This window comes from Paraburkholderia caribensis (genome assembly GCF_002902945.1).
Lineage (GTDB): Bacteria > Pseudomonadota > Gammaproteobacteria > Burkholderiales > Burkholderiaceae > Paraburkholderia > Paraburkholderia caribensis.
Genome location: NZ_CP026102.1, coordinates 2,808,040 through 2,824,408, shown reverse-complemented (window position 1 = coordinate 2,824,408; position 16,369 = coordinate 2,808,040). Strand labels below are relative to the sequence as shown.

Annotated in this window: 13 protein-coding genes; 4 read left to right on the top strand and 9 right to left on the bottom strand. The window is 63.8% G+C overall.

Annotated features, from left to right (window positions below; genetic code table 11):
* Nucleotides 1-11: 11 nt before the first annotated feature.
* The gene (locus C2L66_RS29165) at nt 12-1,754 is read right to left on the bottom strand and encodes an IlvD/Edd family dehydratase (protein ID WP_060604701.1); all 1,743 of its coding nucleotides are present in this window, start codon (nt 1,752-1,754) and stop codon (nt 12-14) included.
* 484 nt (nt 1,755-2,238) lie between these two features.
* Here C2L66_RS29165 and C2L66_RS29160 point away from each other — a divergent pair, with 484 nt between their 5' ends.
* From C2L66_RS29160 to araH, 4 genes are all read left to right on the top strand, one after another.
* Nucleotides 2,239-3,168, top strand: a complete 930-nt coding sequence (locus C2L66_RS29160; protein WP_060604704.1) for a Gfo/Idh/MocA family protein — start codon at nt 2,239-2,241, stop codon at nt 3,166-3,168.
* A 94-nt stretch (nt 3,169-3,262) separates the two neighbouring features.
* Nucleotides 3,263-4,267 carry an arabinose ABC transporter substrate-binding protein gene (locus C2L66_RS29155; protein WP_054933285.1) on the top strand — a complete coding sequence of 335 codons (1,005 nt, stop codon included), beginning with the start codon at nt 3,263-3,265 and terminating at the stop codon, nt 4,265-4,267.
* 13 nt (nt 4,268-4,280) lie between these two features.
* Nucleotides 4,281-5,852, top strand: a complete 1,572-nt coding sequence (gene araG / locus C2L66_RS29150; protein WP_082670413.1) for an L-arabinose ABC transporter ATP-binding protein AraG — start codon at nt 4,281-4,283, stop codon at nt 5,850-5,852.
* A gap of 39 nt (nt 5,853-5,891) precedes the next feature.
* On the top strand, nt 5,892-6,908 hold the full coding sequence (araH, locus tag C2L66_RS29145; protein ID WP_042304458.1) for an L-arabinose ABC transporter permease AraH: 1,017 nt from the start codon (nt 5,892-5,894) through the stop codon (nt 6,906-6,908).
* 42 nt (nt 6,909-6,950) lie between these two features.
* Here araH and C2L66_RS29140 read toward each other — a convergent pair whose 3' ends face one another.
* The 8 genes from C2L66_RS29140 to C2L66_RS29105 form a co-directional block, all read right to left on the bottom strand.
* Nucleotides 6,951-7,775, bottom strand: a complete 825-nt coding sequence (locus C2L66_RS29140) for a M55 family metallopeptidase (RefSeq protein WP_060604707.1) — start codon at nt 7,773-7,775, stop codon at nt 6,951-6,953.
* Nucleotides 7,772-8,833, bottom strand: a complete 1,062-nt coding sequence (locus tag C2L66_RS29135) for a DmpA family aminopeptidase (protein WP_060604710.1) — start codon at nt 8,831-8,833, stop codon at nt 7,772-7,774. The genes C2L66_RS29140 and C2L66_RS29135 overlap by 4 nt, the downstream gene beginning before the upstream one ends.
* Complete coding sequence (gene gsiD / locus C2L66_RS29130; protein WP_054933288.1) at nt 8,830-9,735, bottom strand: glutathione ABC transporter permease GsiD; 906 nt, start codon at nt 9,733-9,735, stop codon at nt 8,830-8,832. Before gsiD ends, C2L66_RS29135 begins: the two co-directional genes overlap by 4 nt.
* Before the next feature lie 7 nt (nt 9,736-9,742).
* Entirely contained in the window at nt 9,743-10,663 is a 921-nt protein-coding gene (gsiC, locus tag C2L66_RS29125; protein WP_054933289.1) for a glutathione ABC transporter permease GsiC, read from the bottom strand.
* Nucleotides 10,664-10,753: 90 nt separating this feature from the next.
* Entirely contained in the window at nt 10,754-12,316 is a 1,563-nt protein-coding gene (gene gsiB, locus C2L66_RS29120; protein ID WP_054933290.1) for a glutathione ABC transporter substrate-binding protein GsiB, read from the bottom strand.
* A gap of 99 nt (nt 12,317-12,415) precedes the next feature.
* On the bottom strand, nt 12,416-14,338 hold the full coding sequence (locus tag C2L66_RS29115) for a dipeptide ABC transporter ATP-binding protein (RefSeq protein WP_098021617.1): 1,923 nt from the start codon (nt 14,336-14,338) through the stop codon (nt 12,416-12,418).
* Nucleotides 14,339-14,372: 34 nt separating this feature from the next.
* Entirely contained in the window at nt 14,373-15,368 is a 996-nt protein-coding gene (locus tag C2L66_RS29110) for an isoaspartyl peptidase/L-asparaginase family protein (RefSeq protein WP_060604713.1), read from the bottom strand.
* Nucleotides 15,365-16,318 (bottom strand): MurR/RpiR family transcriptional regulator, encoded by a 954-nt coding sequence (locus C2L66_RS29105; RefSeq protein WP_060604716.1) that lies wholly within the window; start codon nt 16,316-16,318, stop codon nt 15,365-15,367. The genes C2L66_RS29110 and C2L66_RS29105 overlap by 4 nt, the downstream gene beginning before the upstream one ends.
* Nucleotides 16,319-16,369: the final 51 nt, after the last annotated feature.

Genomic DNA, 16,369 nt, shown 5'->3' with positions numbered 1-16,369 from the left:
GCGCGGCGCGTTCAGTGCGAATGCGCCGGGACTTCCGCGCCGCGACAACCCACCAGAAAGTCGAAATCGCAGCCCTGATCGGCCTGCAGCACATGGTCGATATAGAGGTTGCGATAGCCGCTCGCGTCGGCGGGATTGCGTTGTTGCGACTCCTTCCATTCGGCGAGCCGGGCGGTCATTTCCTTGTCGTCGATGTCGACGTGCAGGCGACCCGCGTCGCAATCCAGCTCGATCCAGTCGCCGTCGCGCACCACGGCCAGCGGTCCGCCCGCGCGCGCTTCGGGCGCCACGTGCAGAACGACCGTGCCATACGCGGTGCCGCTCATGCGTGCGTCCGATACGCGCACCATGTCCGTCACGCCCTGTGCGAGCAGCTTCGGCGGCAGGCCCATGTTGCCGACTTCCGCCATGCCGGGATAACCCTTCGGTCCGCAGTTCTTCATCACGAGGACGGAGTCCGCCGTTACGTCGAGTTCCGGATCGACGATGCGCTTCTTGTAGTCGTCGAAGTTCTCGAACACCACGGCGCGGCCGCGATGCTTCAACAGCGCAGGCGTCGCCGCCGACGGCTTGAGCACCGCGCCATTGGGCGCGAGATTGCCGCGCAGCACGCACAGGCCGCCGTCTTCGCGCAGCGGCTTGTCTAGCGGGCGGATCACTTCGTCGTTGTAGATCGGCGCTTCGATACTGTTTTCCCAGAGCGTCTTGCCGTTCGCGGTCAGCGCATCGGGATGCGGCAGCAGACCCGCTTCGCCGAGCCTGCGCAGGACGGCGGGCAAGCCGCCCGCATAGTAAAACTCTTCCATCAGGAACCGGCCGGAAGGCTGCAGATCGACGAGCGTCGGCGTGCCGCGCCCGATGCGCGTCCAGTCGTCCAGTTCGAGTTCCACGCCGATGCGCCCCGCAATCGCCTTCAGGTGGATCGCCGCATTGGTCGATCCACCGATCGCCGCGTTCGCGCGAATCGCATTCTCGAAGGCTTCGCGCGTGAGCAGCTTCGACAACCGCACGTCCTGCAAGGCCATCTCGACGATACGCATGCCCGACAAATGCGCGAGCACATAGCGGCGCGAATCGACGGCGGGAATCGCCGCGTTGTGCGGCAGCGTGACGCCGAGCGCTTCCGCCATGCAGGCCATCGTCGAGGCCGTGCCCATCGTGTTGCAGGTGCCCGCCGAGCGCGACATGCCCGCTTCCGCCGACATGAACTCGTGAATCGAGATCTTGCCCGCCTTCACCTGTTCGCTCAGTTGCCACACCACCGTGCCCGATCCGATGTCGCGCCCTTCGTGCTTGCCGTTGAGCATCGGGCCGCCGCTCACGACGATGGCGGGCACGTCGCAACTGGCCGCACCCATCAGCAGCGCAGGCGTGGTCTTGTCGCAGCCGGCGAGCAGCACGACGGCGTCGATAGGATTGCCGCGAATCGATTCCTCGACATCCATGCTCGCGAGATTGCGCGTGAACATGGCCGTGGGCCGCAGGTTCGACTCGCCGTTCGAGAACACCGGGAACTCGACGGGAAATCCGCCCGCTTCGTACACGCCACGCTTCACGTGCTCGGCGAGCTTGCGAAAGTGCGCGTTGCACGGCGTCAGTTCGGACCACGTGTTGCAGATGCCGATGATCGGCTTGCCGGCGAATTCGTGATCGGGAATGCCCTGGTTTTTCATCCAGCTGCGGTACATGAAGCCGTTCTTGTCGGCGGTGCCGAACCAGGCGGCGGAGCGCAGTTTGCGGGGTTGGTCGGTCATGGTGTCTCGTTCAGTATTGTTCAAATATAGTAAGACTATATGCGCCACGCGCGCCGATGTCCATTAGGGCTTACAAGCAAACTTTTGAAAAGTGTATTGTCGGCGCAATGTCTTAAATAGCGGGTACGTAACCCGCTGTAATACCTTGCATGCGTCGCTGAGGTTGATAAATAGAATGACTTTTGAGTGTTGTGCATGGGGGAAAACACCAATCACAACGTATCGGTTCCCCGCATATAGTTTGGCTAATTCGTCGGCGGCCGGTTCGATGGGCGAGTTGGCTGCGTGAGGAAAACGAGGAGTCTCAAATAGTGGCAATGTCGGGCAAACGCTTCTTCCGATCCCACGTTGTGCGACTCGCCCGGCGGGTCGACTCGGTGTCGAATGCCGCACGCGTCGATTCATGCGAACTCGTACGCGCGTCAAACGCGCTTGCGTTACGCTGAGGCCGCTAACAATTCGTTAGTCCCTCGAAGCTCACTATATGAACAACAGACTTTCCATTGGCATCGTCGGCGTCGGCAAGATTGCGCGTGACCAGCATCTTCCAGCTATCGCCGCGCTCGACGGCTTTGAACTCGTTGCGTGCGCGAGCCGCAATGCGCAGGTCGACGGCGTGCGCAACTACAAGACCATCGAAGAGATGCTGGCCAACGAGCCGCAACTCGACGCCGTGTCGTTGTGCGCGACGCCTCAGGTGCGCTTCGATCAGGCGCGCGTCGCGCTCGCGGCGGGCAAGCACGTGATGCTCGAAAAGCCGCCCGGCGCGAGCGTGCATGAAGTGGACGTATTGCGTGCGATGGCGCGCAACGCGGGCCGCACGCTGTTTGCGACATGGCATTCGCGTTACGCGCCCGCTGTCGAAACAGCACGCGAGTGGCTCGCCTCGCGCACGCTGCAGGAAGTACAGGTGCGCTGGAAGGAAGACGTGCGCCGCTGGCATCCGGGTCAGGCGTGGATCTGGACGCCGGGTGGGCTCGGCGTGTTCGATCCCGGCATCAACGCGCTGTCGATCATCACGCACATGCTGCCGCGCGAAGTCATTCTGCGCGAGGCGACGCTTTCGGTGCCCGCCAATGTGCAGACGCCGATTGCCGCCGAGCTCGATTTCATCGACGAAGCGGGCGTGCCCGTGCGCGCCGAATTCGACTGGCGCCATGGTCCCGTCGAGCAATGGGAAATCGAAGTGAAGACCACGGAAGGCGTGCTGCATCTGAGCGAAGGCGGCAAGAAGCTCGTGATCGCGGGCAAGCCGGTCGAACTCGGACCCGAGCGCGAGTATCCGTCGCTGTATGAGCGGTTTCACTGGCTGATCACGCATGGCGAGCACGATGTGGACGTGCGCCCGCTGCGGCTGGTGGCCGATGCATTCCTGCTTGGCCGTCGTCACGAGGTCGAGCCGTTTCACGACTAGCGCCTGAGAGACGCGCGGGCCTGGTCGTCCCGTTAGACCTGTTAAGCGCTCATTCGAACAATCACACGCAACGACCTGATCCAAGGAGACAAGCATGACCCGCAAGCTTAGACGCCTTACTTTGTCCGCGATGGCCGCCGCGCTGCTGGCCGCGCCGTTCGCCGTGCAGATGACCGCACACGCGGATACGCCGCTGAAAATCGGCGTGCTCGTGAAAATGCCGGAGCAGGCATGGTTCATCAACGAGCAGAAAGCGGCGGCGGCTTTGGGCCAGAAGGAAGGCTTCTCGGTCGTCAATATCGGCGCGCCCGACGGCGAGAAAGTGCTCGCCGCAATCGACAACCTCGGCGCACAAGGCGCGCAGGGCTTCGTGATCTGCCCGCCCGACGTGCGTCTCGGACCGGCGATTCAGGCCCGCGCCAAGCGCTACAACATGAAGTTCGTGACTGTCGACGATCAACTGGTCGACTCGACGGGCAAGCCGCTCGCGGGCGTGCCGCATCTGGGCATGTCGGCATTCAAGATCGGCAATCAGGTTGGCCAGGCGATCGCCGACGAAATGAAGAAGCGCGGCTGGAAGCCGGAAGAAGTGGGCGCGATCCGCATCACCGACTATGAACTGCCGACGGCCAAGCTGCGCACCGACGGCGCAACGGAATCGCTGCTCGCCAACGGTTTCAAGAAAGAGAACATCTACGACGCCCCGCAAAAGACCACCGACGACGAAGGCGGCTTCAACGCAGCGTCGCCCGTGCTGTCGAAGCATCCGAACATCAAGAAGTGGGTGATCTTCGCGCTGAACGAAGAGACCGTGCTGGGCGGCGTGCGCGCCACCGAGCAGCTGCACATTCCCGGTTCGGACGTGATCGGCGTCGGCATCAACGGCGCGGGCGAAGCGTTTGCCGAGTTCCAGAAGAAGGAACCGACGGGCTTCTACGGCACGATCGCCGTCAGCTCGACGAACCACGGCAAGCAGAGCACGCAGAATCTCGTCGACTGGATCAAGTCGGGCAAGCAGCCGCCCGCCGATACCCAGACCACGGGCAAGCTGATGACGCGCGAAAACTGGAAGGACGTGCGGACGGAACTCGGAATCTGATGCGGTAGAACGGATGCAAAACACGATGAACGCGAATGACGCCGCCAGCGCCACGAATGCCACCTACGTCGCTCCTTCGGAACAGCCGTTGACGGCGTCCGCCACGCATCTCGAACTCGACGGCATCACCGTCGCGTTTCCGGGCGTGGTGGCGCTCGACAACGTTTCTTTCGACGTGCGCGGCGGTGAGGTGCACGGTCTGATGGGCGAGAACGGCGCCGGCAAATCGACGCTGCTGAAAGTGTTGTCGGGCGTGAACCAGACGCAGGCGGGCGCATTGCGGCTCGCCGGCGTCGAACACAGGTTCACGACGACCAAGGCCGCGATCGAGGCGGGTATCGCGATCATCTATCAGGAACTGCATCTCGTGCCCGAGCTGACGGTCGCTGAGAACCTGATGCTCGGACAGTTGCCGAACCGCTTCGGCGTGCTCGACGAGAAAGCGCTCGTCAAGCGCGCGATGACCGAGCTGGAGCGGCTGGGCGAATCGATCGATCCGAACACGCAGGTGAAGAGCCTGTCGATCGGCCAGCGGCAGATGATCGAAATCGGCAAGGCGCTGATGCGCGACGCGCGCGTGATCGCTTTCGACGAACCGACCAGCTCGTTGTCCGCGCGCGAAACGGAGCGGCTCTTCAAGATCATCAATGCACTGCGCGCGCAGGGGCGCGCGGTGATCTACGTCACGCACCGGATGGACGAGGTCTACGAACTGTGCGACCGCGTCACCGTGTTTCGCGACGGCCGCCGGATCGAGACGTTCGATTCCGTTGCGGACCTGGATCGCGACCGGCTCATCAGCTGCATGGTGGGCCGCTCGATTCGCGATGTATATGGATATCGTCCGCGTGCAGCGGGCGAGGTACAGCTTGAAGCGAAGCAGTTGATGGGGCCGGGGCTTTCCGCTCCGGTCTCCTTCACTGCGCGCAAGGGCGAGATCGTCGGCTTCTTCGGGCTCGTCGGCGCGGGACGCTCCGAGTTGATGAAGCTGCTCTATGGCGCGACGCGGCCGGCAAGCGGACATGTCGAACTGAACGGCAAGCGCGTGTCGTTTGCGACGCCGCGCGACGCGGTGCGCGCAGGTATCGCGCTGTGCCCGGAGGATCGCAAGCAGGAAGGCATCGTCGCGATTGCTTCCGTGGCCGACAACCTGAACATCAGCGCCCGCCGGCATTTCAGCCCGTTGAGCTTTCTGCTGAACGGCAAGCGCGAGCGCGACCTGACGCGCGAATACATCGACAAGCTGTCGATCAAGACACGCAACACCGAAACCGTGATCGGCACGTTGTCGGGCGGCAACCAGCAGAAGGTGATTCTGTCGCGCTGGCTGGCCGAGCGCATCGACGTGTTTCTGCTCGACGAACCGACGCGCGGCATCGACGTCGGCGCGCGCGCGGAAATCTACGACCTGCTGTACGACCTCGCGGAAGCGGGGCGCACGGTGATCGTCGTATCGAGCGATCTCGCGGAAGTGATCGGCATTGCGGACCGCGTGCTGGTGATGAAGGAAGGGCGCATCGTCGGCGATCTGCCGAAAGCACAAGCCACGCCCGACCAGCTGATCAAACTCGCTTTGCCGCAATGACGCAACAACGCACCACGTAGACCACGGAACTGGAAGACCATGCAAACACCAAGCACACGTCCGGCGACCGAGCCGGCAGCCAATCACGCCGCATCGCCCGGCGCGGCCGCGCACGCGGCGCGCACGTGGGACCTGATCAACAAGTCGGGCATCGTGATGGTGTTCGTCATTCTGTTCGCCGTGCTGTCGTTCGCGGTGCCCGACTTTCTGACCACCCGCAACATGCAGGGCCTGTTGCTCTCCGTCACGCTGATCGGCTCGATCTCCGTGACGATGATGTTCGTGCTGGCGCTCGGCGAAGTGGATCTGTCGGTGGCGTCGATCGTCGCGTTTTCAGGTGTGGTCGCGTCGACGCTGATCACGGCGACACATAGCGTGATGCTCGGCGTCGCGGCGGGCGTGCTGGCGGGCGGCGCGGTCGGGATGGTGAACGGCGTGCTGATTGCGCGCTACAAGATCAATTCGCTGATCGTCACGCTCGCGATGATGGAAGTGGTGCGCGGTCTCGCGTTCATCACATCGAACGGCGATGCGGTGATGATTTCGGAAGAGAGCTTTTTCGATCTCGGCGGCGGCTCGTTCCTCGGCATTTCGTTTCCGATCTGGAGCAACATCGTCGGCTTCGTGCTGTTCGGATTCCTGCTGCGCAAGACGGTATTCGGCAAGAACGTGCTGGCTGTCGGCGGCAATAGCGAGGCCGCGTTGCTGGCGGGTCTGCCCGTTACGCGTATCAAGATCACGGTGTTCGTGCTGCAAGGGCTGGTGACGGGCTTTGCAGGCGTGATGCTTGCGTCGCGCATGAGCCTGGGCGATCCGAAGACGTCGGTGGGTCTGGAACTCGGGGTGATTTCGGCTTGCGTGCTGGGCGGTGTCTCGCTGACGGGCGGTGTCGCAACGATTTCAGGCGTGCTGGTCGGCGTGCTGATCATGGGCTCGGTGCAGGATGCCATGAGCCTGTTGAATGTGCCGACGTTTTATCAGTACCTGATTCGCGGCGGGATTCTGCTGCTGGCGGTGCTGTTCGATCAGTTCCGGCGCAGCAAGCGGCGGGTTTGAGCTTGCCGCTTGCTTGAGGTTGCGCTGATTTGTATCGAAAGGTCAGCGCAACATGAACGACATCGCCGACAGGCAATTCAGCGTGCGCACCGCATGCTCGACAGAAGGCGTCGAAAAGCGCAACGTCACGCCGTCCAAGCGTTCCAGCGACGGCAGTTGCACAAACAGATCGGCGAGCGCGCTGGTTTGCACGCGCAGTTCGATATCGACGGGTTGAGGCTTGCGACGTTGCGCAGCGGGCAGCCCTTCGAATTTCGCAACAACATCCCGCGCTGATTCTCTGATTGCAGCGCATGCACGGTCCGGCGTCTGCGTCGCCCCGCTTCCGAAACCCATCGCGTTCTTGGTGACCAGGAACGTCGCATCGGGAAATAAGGGTTGCGTCTCTTCCGCAAACACATCGTCACCCGAAAGCAGCACGACACTCGCGCCATACTCGCGAGCCAGCGCGCCATAAATCCCGGCTTCGCCCATCTCGCGCCCATTCATCGTCACACGGGTGAAAGCAAAGCTGTTGATCGTATGCGCGAGAATGCCGCGGCTTTGCGCCATCGCGTGATAGCCGATCATGAACACGAGTTGAGGCCCGTATTCGAGGCCCGCCATCATGCCGAGCGTGCGCGGCTTGCCGAGTATCACGTTGGCACGCGCGTCGAGCATGTCGGGCAACAGATTGCGAAAGCCGCCGTGCGAGTCATTGACCCAGACCTCCGTCGCGCCGCCCGCGAATGCGCCTTCGATCGCGGCGTTCGCCTCGAGCGTCATCCAGCGGCGCGCGCGTTCATATTCGCCATTGCCCGCGCGCGTCTGCTCGGAATGCACAACGCCTGCCACGCCTTCTATATCGACCGAGATCAGTACCTTCATGCTGTGTGCCGTTTCAACAGTTGCTGGAGATCGGGCGCCGCTTCACGCAGCGAAAGGCGTGTGTGCGCGTCGCGTCCCGTGACGGAAGTGGCTGACCATAACGCATCGACGATCGCCTGCTCGACGCTATCCGCGCACGCATGAAACAGCGGGTCGAGGCGAGCGTCGCCGAGCAGCGGCGGTGTTGCGATGAAATCGCTCTCATGCGGAACAGTCCAGGCCGTCGAGAACGCAAGCGCGATATCGCCGCTGCCGTGTCCATAAACCGAACCGGTGCGCGCGAGACCTGCGGCGGCGCGCATCGAAAGGCGTTTGAGCTGGCGCGAATCGAGCGGCGCATCGGTGGCGACGATCATGATGATCGAGCCTTGTTCGGGTTTTGCTGGCGCTGTCGACTGCTTACGTCGATGTAGTTCGCGCCCAAGCGGCGTGCCGTCGATAGTCAGCATCGGCAGCCGCCCGAAGTTCGCGAGCACCAGCGCACCGACAGTGAAATCCCTGCCCGCCACATTCGCCGTGCGCGAGGCCGAACCGATACCGCCTTTCAGGTCGAAGCACGACATGCCGCGCCCCGCGCCGACCGAGCCGCGTTCGAACTCGACGGCTGCCGCGTCGAGCGCTTGCATGTAATGCGATTCTTCGATCGCCAACGCCTGAATATCGTTGAGGTAACCGTCGTTGCATTCGAACACGAGCGGATTGACGGTCGGCCAATCTCGCCCAATCTGCGGATTGCTCGCGAGAGCAGCGCGAATTTGCGCCTGCGCGACAGCCGCGACGCCGAACGTATTGGTCAATGCGATCGGCGTTTCGAGCACGCCGAGCTCTTCGACCTGCACGAGCCCGATGCTCTTGCCGAAGCCGTTGATCACGCTCGCGGCCGCAGGCACCTTGTGACGATACGGATCGTCGCGATGCGCGCGCACGACGGTCACACCCGTCTGTATCGGACCATCGGCGAGCGTGCAATGCCCGACTGTTACGCCGGGCACATCCGCAATCGTGCCCAACGCACCCGTCGGCGACGTGCCGATATGCGGCATCGAAAACATGTTCATGGCCGGTCCAGCTTCGGATCGAGCGCATCGCGCAAGCCATCGCCGAGCAGGTTGAACGCGAGCACGGTCAGGAAGATCGCGAGACTCGGAAAGAGCGCGATATGCGGCGCCGTCACCATATCGGCGCGGGCTTCGTTGAGCATCGCGCCCCACTCGGGCGTCGGCGGCTGCGCACCCAGGCCGAGGAACGACAGGCTCGCCGCCGTGATGATCGACGTGCCGATGCGCATCGTCAGATACACGACGACCGACGAAATCGTGCCCGGCAGAATGTGGCGCATGATGATGGTCCGATCCGACGCGCCAATGCTGCGCGCCGCTTCGATATACGTCAGCTGCTTGAGCATCAGCGTATTGCCGCGCACGAGCCGTGCGAACGCCGGGATGCTGAACACGGCGACGGCGGCGATGACATTGATCATGCCGTTGCCGAGAATCGCGACGATGCCGATGGCGAGCAGAATGCCGGGGAACGCGAACAGCACGTCGGCGACCCGCATCGTGATGCGGTCCCACCAGCCTTCGTAGTAGCCCGCGAGCAAGCCGAACAACGTGCCGACGATCGCGCCGATCGCCACCGACACGAAGCCCGCCGCAAGCGAAATACGCGTACCCGCGACGATGCGGCTGAAGATATCGCGCCCCAGCGAATCGACACCGAACCAGTGCGCAGCCGATGGCCCCGCATTCAGCGCGTCATAGTCGAAATAGTTTTCAGGGTCGAACGGAACGATATGCGGGCCCGCAATCGCTACGACGATCAGCAGCAACACGAACACACCCGCCGCGAGAGCGACGTGCTGCTTGCGGAACTTGCGCCAGAACTCGCTCCATGGCGTGCGGATCGCGTTTTCGTCGCGGGTGGAAGCGGCGGCGCGGGCGTTGTCGGCGGTCGTGCTCATGCGGACCTCACTTGAAACGGATGGTCGGATTGATGACGGCGTACAGCACGTCGACGACCAGATTGATGACGATGAATTCCAGCGAGAACAGCAGCACTTCAGCCTGAATCACGGGGTAATCGCGCATCGCGACGGCGTCCACCAGCAGGCGTCCCATGCCGGGCCAGTTGAACACCACCTCGACGACGATCGAGCCGCCGAGCAGAAAGCCGAACTGCAAGCCCATCATCGTGACAACGGGAATCATCGCGTTGCGCAGGCAGTGCTTGATGACGACCCATTGTTCGGCGACGCCTTTCGCGCGCGCGGTGCGCACGAAGTCCTCGTTCAGCACCTCGACGAACGACGCCCGCGTGAAGCGCGCCATCACGGCCGCGACGGCGGCGCCGAGCGTGATGGACGGCAGCACGTAGCTGCGCCACGAGCCGTCGCCGACAATCGGCAGCCAGCCGAGCTTGACCGAGAACACTTCCATCAGCAGCATGCCGAGCGCGAACGCGGGAAACGAGATGCCGGACACGGCGATCGTCATGCCGAGCCGGTCGGGCCATTTGTTGCGCCACACGGCCGACACGATGCCGATCGTCATGCCGAAGATCACCGCCCATACCATGCTGACGAGCGTGAGCATCAGCGTCGGCATGAAGCGCTCGCCGATCTCGGCGGAGACAGGGCGCTTGCTGCGCGTCGAGATACCGAAGTCGCCGTGCGCCGTGCGCATGAAGAAGTTCACGAACTGCGTTGGCATCGGCTTGTCGAGGCCGAGATCGGCGCGCACGAGCGCGACGGTTGCATCGTCGGCTTCGGGGCCGGCCGCGAGCCGCGCCGGGTCGCCCGGCAGCATGTGCACGAACAGGAACACGAGGCCGGCGACGATCACGAGCGTCGGCAGCAGGCCCAGCAGACGTTTGACGAGAAAATTCAGCATGAGAGCGATCCGCCATCGAAAAGCATGTGCTGCATGAAGCGAACGCGCTGGTCTCGACATGCACGCTTCGAGACCAGCGTCATCAGCGCGTTACTTCAGCGCGATTTCATCGAAGTTGAACGAGCCGTCCGGCGCGACGTACGCGCCCGCAAGCCGCTTGCTGCGCGCGTACACGACCTTCTCCTTGACGAGGAAGAGCCACGGCGCGTCGGCCCAGATGCGCTTTTGCGCGTCGCCGTAGAGCGCGGCCTTCTGCGCGCGGTCCGTGGTTTCGAGCGCCTTGGTGAGATCGCTGTCCACGGTATCGTTCTTGTAGTACGCAGTGTTCACGAGCTTCGGCGGGATCGACGACGACGCGAGCAGCGGCGTGATGCCCCAGTCCGCTTCGCCCGTCGACGACGACCAGCCGATGTAGTACATGCGCACGGGTGCTGTCGCCGGGTCTTGCGCGCTTTCGACCTTCGCGACGCGCTGGCCTGCTTCGAGTGCTTCGACACTTGCCTTCACGCCCACTTGCGCCAGTTGCTGCTGCACGAACTGGATCGCTTTCTGCGAGGTCGAGTTGTTGTATGCCGACCAGAGCGTCGTTTCGAAGCCGTTCGGATAGCCTGCCTCTTTCAGCAGCGCGCGTGCTTTCGCGGGGTCGTACGGCCAGGGGCCGAGCTTCGTCGCGTAGTCGACGCCTTCGGGAAGCACGCCATCGGCGGGCACGGCGTAACCCGAGAACGCGACTTTCGCTAGTGCTTCCTTGTTGATCGCGTAGTTCAGCGCTTCGCGGACCTTCGGGTTGTCGAACGGCTTCTTCGTGGTGTTCAGGCTGACGTAGCGGTTGATGATCGACGGCGTGGAGATGATGTCGACTTTCGGTTCCGATTGCAGCGCGGCGGCCTGCTCGAACGGAATGCGGAACGCGAAGTCCGCTTCGCCCGTGCGTACGAGCGCGGCGCGCGTGTTGTTGTCGACCACGGGCTTCCAGTCGATCTCGTCGATCTTCGGATAACCCTTCTTCCAGTAACCGTCGAACTTCTTCACGGTGAGATCGCCCGCCGGGTCCCACTTCACGAGTTCGAACGGCCCTGTGCCGACCGGGTGAAACGCGAGATCCTTGCCATACTTTTTCATCGCGGCGGGCGAGATCATCACAGCCGACGGATGCGCGAGCACGTTGACGAACGCCGAGAACGGCGCCTTCAGCGTGACCTTCACCGTGTACGGATCGACCACTTCCGTCTTCTCGATGCGGCTGAACATGTTGTAGCGCTTGAGCTTGTTCGCCGGGTCCGTCACGCGGTCGAACGTGGCCTTGACCGCGGCTGCGTTGAAGTCGGTGCCGTCCTGGAACTTCACGCCCTGGCGCAGCTTGAACGTGTAGACGCGTGCGTCGGGGCTTGCCTCGTAGCTCGTCGCCAGCACGTTGACCAGCTTCATGTCCTTGTCGAAGCCGAACAGACCTTGATAGAACGACTTTGATACGGCTTGCGAGAGGGTGTCGTTGGCGTCGTACGGGTCGAGCGTCGTGAAGGTCGAATCGACGGCCATCACGGCCGTCGTTGCCGCGTGCGCGGCGCCCGACGCGAGCATCGCAAAGACCAGCGCGCCGCTCGTTACGAGCGAACGCAGGCGAGACGGTTGAGAGAAGAGAAGCGTAGTCATCGTTTCAGAACTCCACTGAGCGAGGGAACTGCCTGTTGTTATGCCGCTGGTCTGCGCGGCTACTGGGTTGTTGCCGGTAAGGCGTGATGTGCCGCACGTCTAGTAAGCGCCGCCAATCCGGTGCGCGGCCACGAAATGACCCGGGCCCACGGCGACGAGCGGCGCGACGACGGGCTCGTTGTCGAGCGCGCGAATCGGGCTGGGCAACTCGTCGGCGGCGAGCATGCGCTTCGCGTGGCGGCGCGCGGGATCGGCGACGGGCACGGCGCCCATCAGCTTCTTCGTGTACGGATGCTGCGGTGATTCGAACACCGCGCGACGCGGTCCGATCTCGACGATCTGGCCGAGATACATCACCGCGACGCGATGACTGATACGTTCGACGACGGCCATATCGTGCGAGATGAACAGATACGCCACGCCAAGCTCGCGTTGCAGATCGAGCATCAGATTGACGATCTGCGCCTGTACGGAGACGTCGAGCGCCGACACCGATTCGTCCGCGATCACGACCTTCGGATTGAGCGCGAGTGCGCGCGCAATCGCGATGCGCTGACGCTGGCCGCCCGAGAATTCATGCGGATAGCGTCGCGCAGCGTCAGCGGGCAGGCCGACCTTGTCGAGCAGCCACGCAACGCGCGCCTGTGCTTCCTTACCGCTCGCGACGTTGTGCACGAGCAGCGGCTCCATGATCGAGAAGCCGACTGTCAGACGCGGGTTGAGCGACGCAAACGGGTCCTGGAAAATGAACTGGATATCGCGGCGCAAGGCCTGCAGCGAAGGACCTGTGAGCGAGCTGATGTCCTTGCCGTCGAACTCGATGCTGCCGCTCTGGCTTTCGACAAGCCTCAACAGCGAGCGCCCCGTCGTCGATTTGCCACAACCGGATTCGCCCACCAGCGCGAGCGTTTCGCCCGCATGCAGATCGAAGCTGACGCGTTCGACGGCATGCACGCGGCCCGTGAGCTTGCCGAACAGACCGCTGCGCACGGGGAAACGCGTGACGAGATCGCGTACGCGGAGAATCGGCTGTGCCTGCTTCGACGTGGTCGATGCCGTGTGGTCTTTGGGAGGCGGCTGCTGCACATGCTCGCCGTCGAGCCTGAGCAACGAAAACTTCGCGGGTGCGTCCGTGCCCTGCATCGAGCCGAGCTTCGGCACGGCGGCAAGCAGCGCTCTCGTATAAGGATGCGCAGGCGCCGCAAACAGTTGCGCCGACTCGCCTTCTTCGACCTTGTCGCCGCGATACATCACCAGCACGCGATCCGCCACTTCTGCGACCACGCCCATGTCGTGCGTGATGAAGATCACGCCCATGTTCATCTCGTCCTGCAGGCCGCGTATCAGTTGCAGGATTTGCGCCTGGATCGTCACGTCGAGCGCGGTGGTCGGCTCGTCGGCGATCAGCAGAGACGGCTTGCAGGATAGCGCCATGGCGATCATGACCCGTTGCCGCATGCCGCCGGACAACTGGTGCGGATAGCGCGCGGCCACGCGGCGCGCTTCGGGAATGCGCACGAGATCGAGCAGACGCAGCGTTTCGGCGTGCGCCTGGCTGCGGCTCATGTTCTGATGCAGCGCGATCGCTTCACCGATCTGATCGCCGACCGTGAAGACGGGATTGAGCGATGTCATCGGTTCCTGGAAGATCATCGCGATGTCCGCGCCGCGAATGGAACGCATGGTCGATTGCGATGCCTGCGCGAGATCGAGCACGCTGCCGTTGCGCCGACGAAACGCGATGCTGCCGTTCGCGATGCTTCCGCCGCCATGTTCGACGAGGCGCATCAATGCAAGCGAGGTCACCGATTTGCCCGAGCCCGATTCGCCGACGATAGCGAGCGTCTCGCCGCGATCGACGGAAAGCGACAGATCGCGCACCGCGTTGAACGTGGTCTCGCCGCGACGGAACGCGACCGTGAGGCGGTCGATATCGACGACGCGTTGCGGCGGCAGGCTGTCTAGCGGGCGTCGATGGGTTGGCGTGTGCGGCGTGTTCGGCACGATGATGTCTCCCGGCATCTGAAACAGGGGATGGTTTAAACGCGGCGGCGCACTAGCGATAGATCGCCGTGACGGGCGCCTCGCCGACGCGCGCATAGCCGCGATACATGCCCTCGGTGTTGAAGGGCAGCACGACGTTGCCGTACGCGTCGACGGCGATCAGGCCGCCGCGTCCGTCGATGCGCGGCAAGCGGTTCATCACGACGTCGTTCGCCGCTTCTTCGAGCGAGACGCCGCGATAGGCCATTTGCGCGGCGACGTCGTAGGCGGCGACCATGCGCATGAACATCTCGCCGGAGCCGGTGGTCGAGACGGCGCAAGTTGCGTCGTCGGCATAGCAGCCCGCGCCGATCAGCGGCGCATCGCCCACACGCCCCAACTGCTTGTTCGTGATGCCGCCCGTCGAGGTTGCGGCCGCGACGTGACCGTACAGATCGACGGCGACCGCGCCGACCGTGCCGAACTTTTTGTTCGGATCGATAGGCTCGTGAGGCAGCGCTTCGTTGTTCGCGGACGATGCCTGTTGCGCGGCAAGCGCTGCGCCGTCATGGTCGAGCATCGCGCGCTGCTGTTCGCGCGCCAGCTCCCACTGGCGATAGCGTGCATCCGTATGGAAGTACGATGGATCGACGAACTCCAGACCTTGCGCCTGTGCGAATGCTTCGGCGCCTTCAGCCGTGAACATCACGTGCTCGCTGTATTCGAGCACGTGCCGCGCCGCGACGATGGGGTTGCGTACCCGCTTCACACACGACACGGCGCCGGCTTCCAGCGTGCGGCCGTCCATGATCGACGCATCGAGTTCATGCGTGCCCGCCGACGTGAAAACCGAACCGTGCCCCGCGTTGAACAGCGGACAGTCTTCGAGCAGCCGCACGGCTTGCGTGACGGCATCGAGCGCGCTGCCGCCGTCGGCGAGCACGCGTTGCGCGGCGACGAGCACGGCGCGCAGTTCAGCGTGATAACGGGCTTCCGCATCGGAGGCCATCGACGCGCGCACGATGGTGCCTGCGCCGCCGTGAATCGCGATTACCGCATTGGTGTTCATTTGTTCTTCTTTGCCTGGGAAGAGGTGGGCCGCGTGGCGGTCTTCGAATGAGGTTGCAGCGCCGAGGTGTCCGTGAGCCAGGGCAACACGAACTCGGTCATGTTGGCGGCGGCCTGCGCGGAGCGCTTGGCGCGGAACGCGACGGCGTCGCACAGCGCTTCGATCACCGCGAGCACGGTCGCTTCCGATGTCGCGGCGAGACGCCGCTCGGCGCGGATGAAGAGCGAACGTGTGGCGAGCGCGGCGAGCGGCGAGGTCGGGCCGTCAGTCAGCGCGAGCACGTCTGCGCCGAGGCTGGCGGCGCGGCGCGCGAGCTCGATGGTGTCGTCGACATAGCGCGGAAACGCGATGGCGATCACCAGATCGCCCCTGCCCGCATTGAACAGGCGGCGCGCCGCGTGTGTCGGTCCGCCGATCAGGGCGAGCGACTGCACGTTGTCGTGATACGGCAGCAGATTGTGCTCCATCAGGCTCGCGAGGAATGCGCTCGCGCCGCAGCCGAGAATGAACACGCGCCGTGCGGCGATGATCGCGTCGACGGCGGCTTCGGCGGCCGCGCCGTCGATCGTGCTGCGCGTCGTGCCGAGATTGGTGGCGGCCTGTTCGAGCGACGCGCTGAACAGTTCGTCGCCGTTCGTCTGCGATTCCTGCGCGGAACGCAGACGCTCGACAGGGGCGAGCGTCGCTTCGAAGCCGCGCACCAGCGCCTCGCGAAAGGCCGGATAGCCGTCGAAGCCGAGCGCGCGCGCAAAGCGGTTCGCCGTCGCGATGGACGCGCCGACGGCGGTGGCCAGTTCGTCGATACGCATGGTCGCGGCGCGGAACTGGTTGGCCAGCACGAACTCGCCCATGCGCCGGTGGACAGGCGTGAGGATCGGCATCGCAGCCGTGATGCGGGCGGCGATGGCGGGCTCGGCGGCGGTGGGCGCGTTCGGACGTTGGCGGGCCATGAGTGTCGGAGCGAATCTGTCGGGCTGACTTGAATGAAAGTGAATTTACAT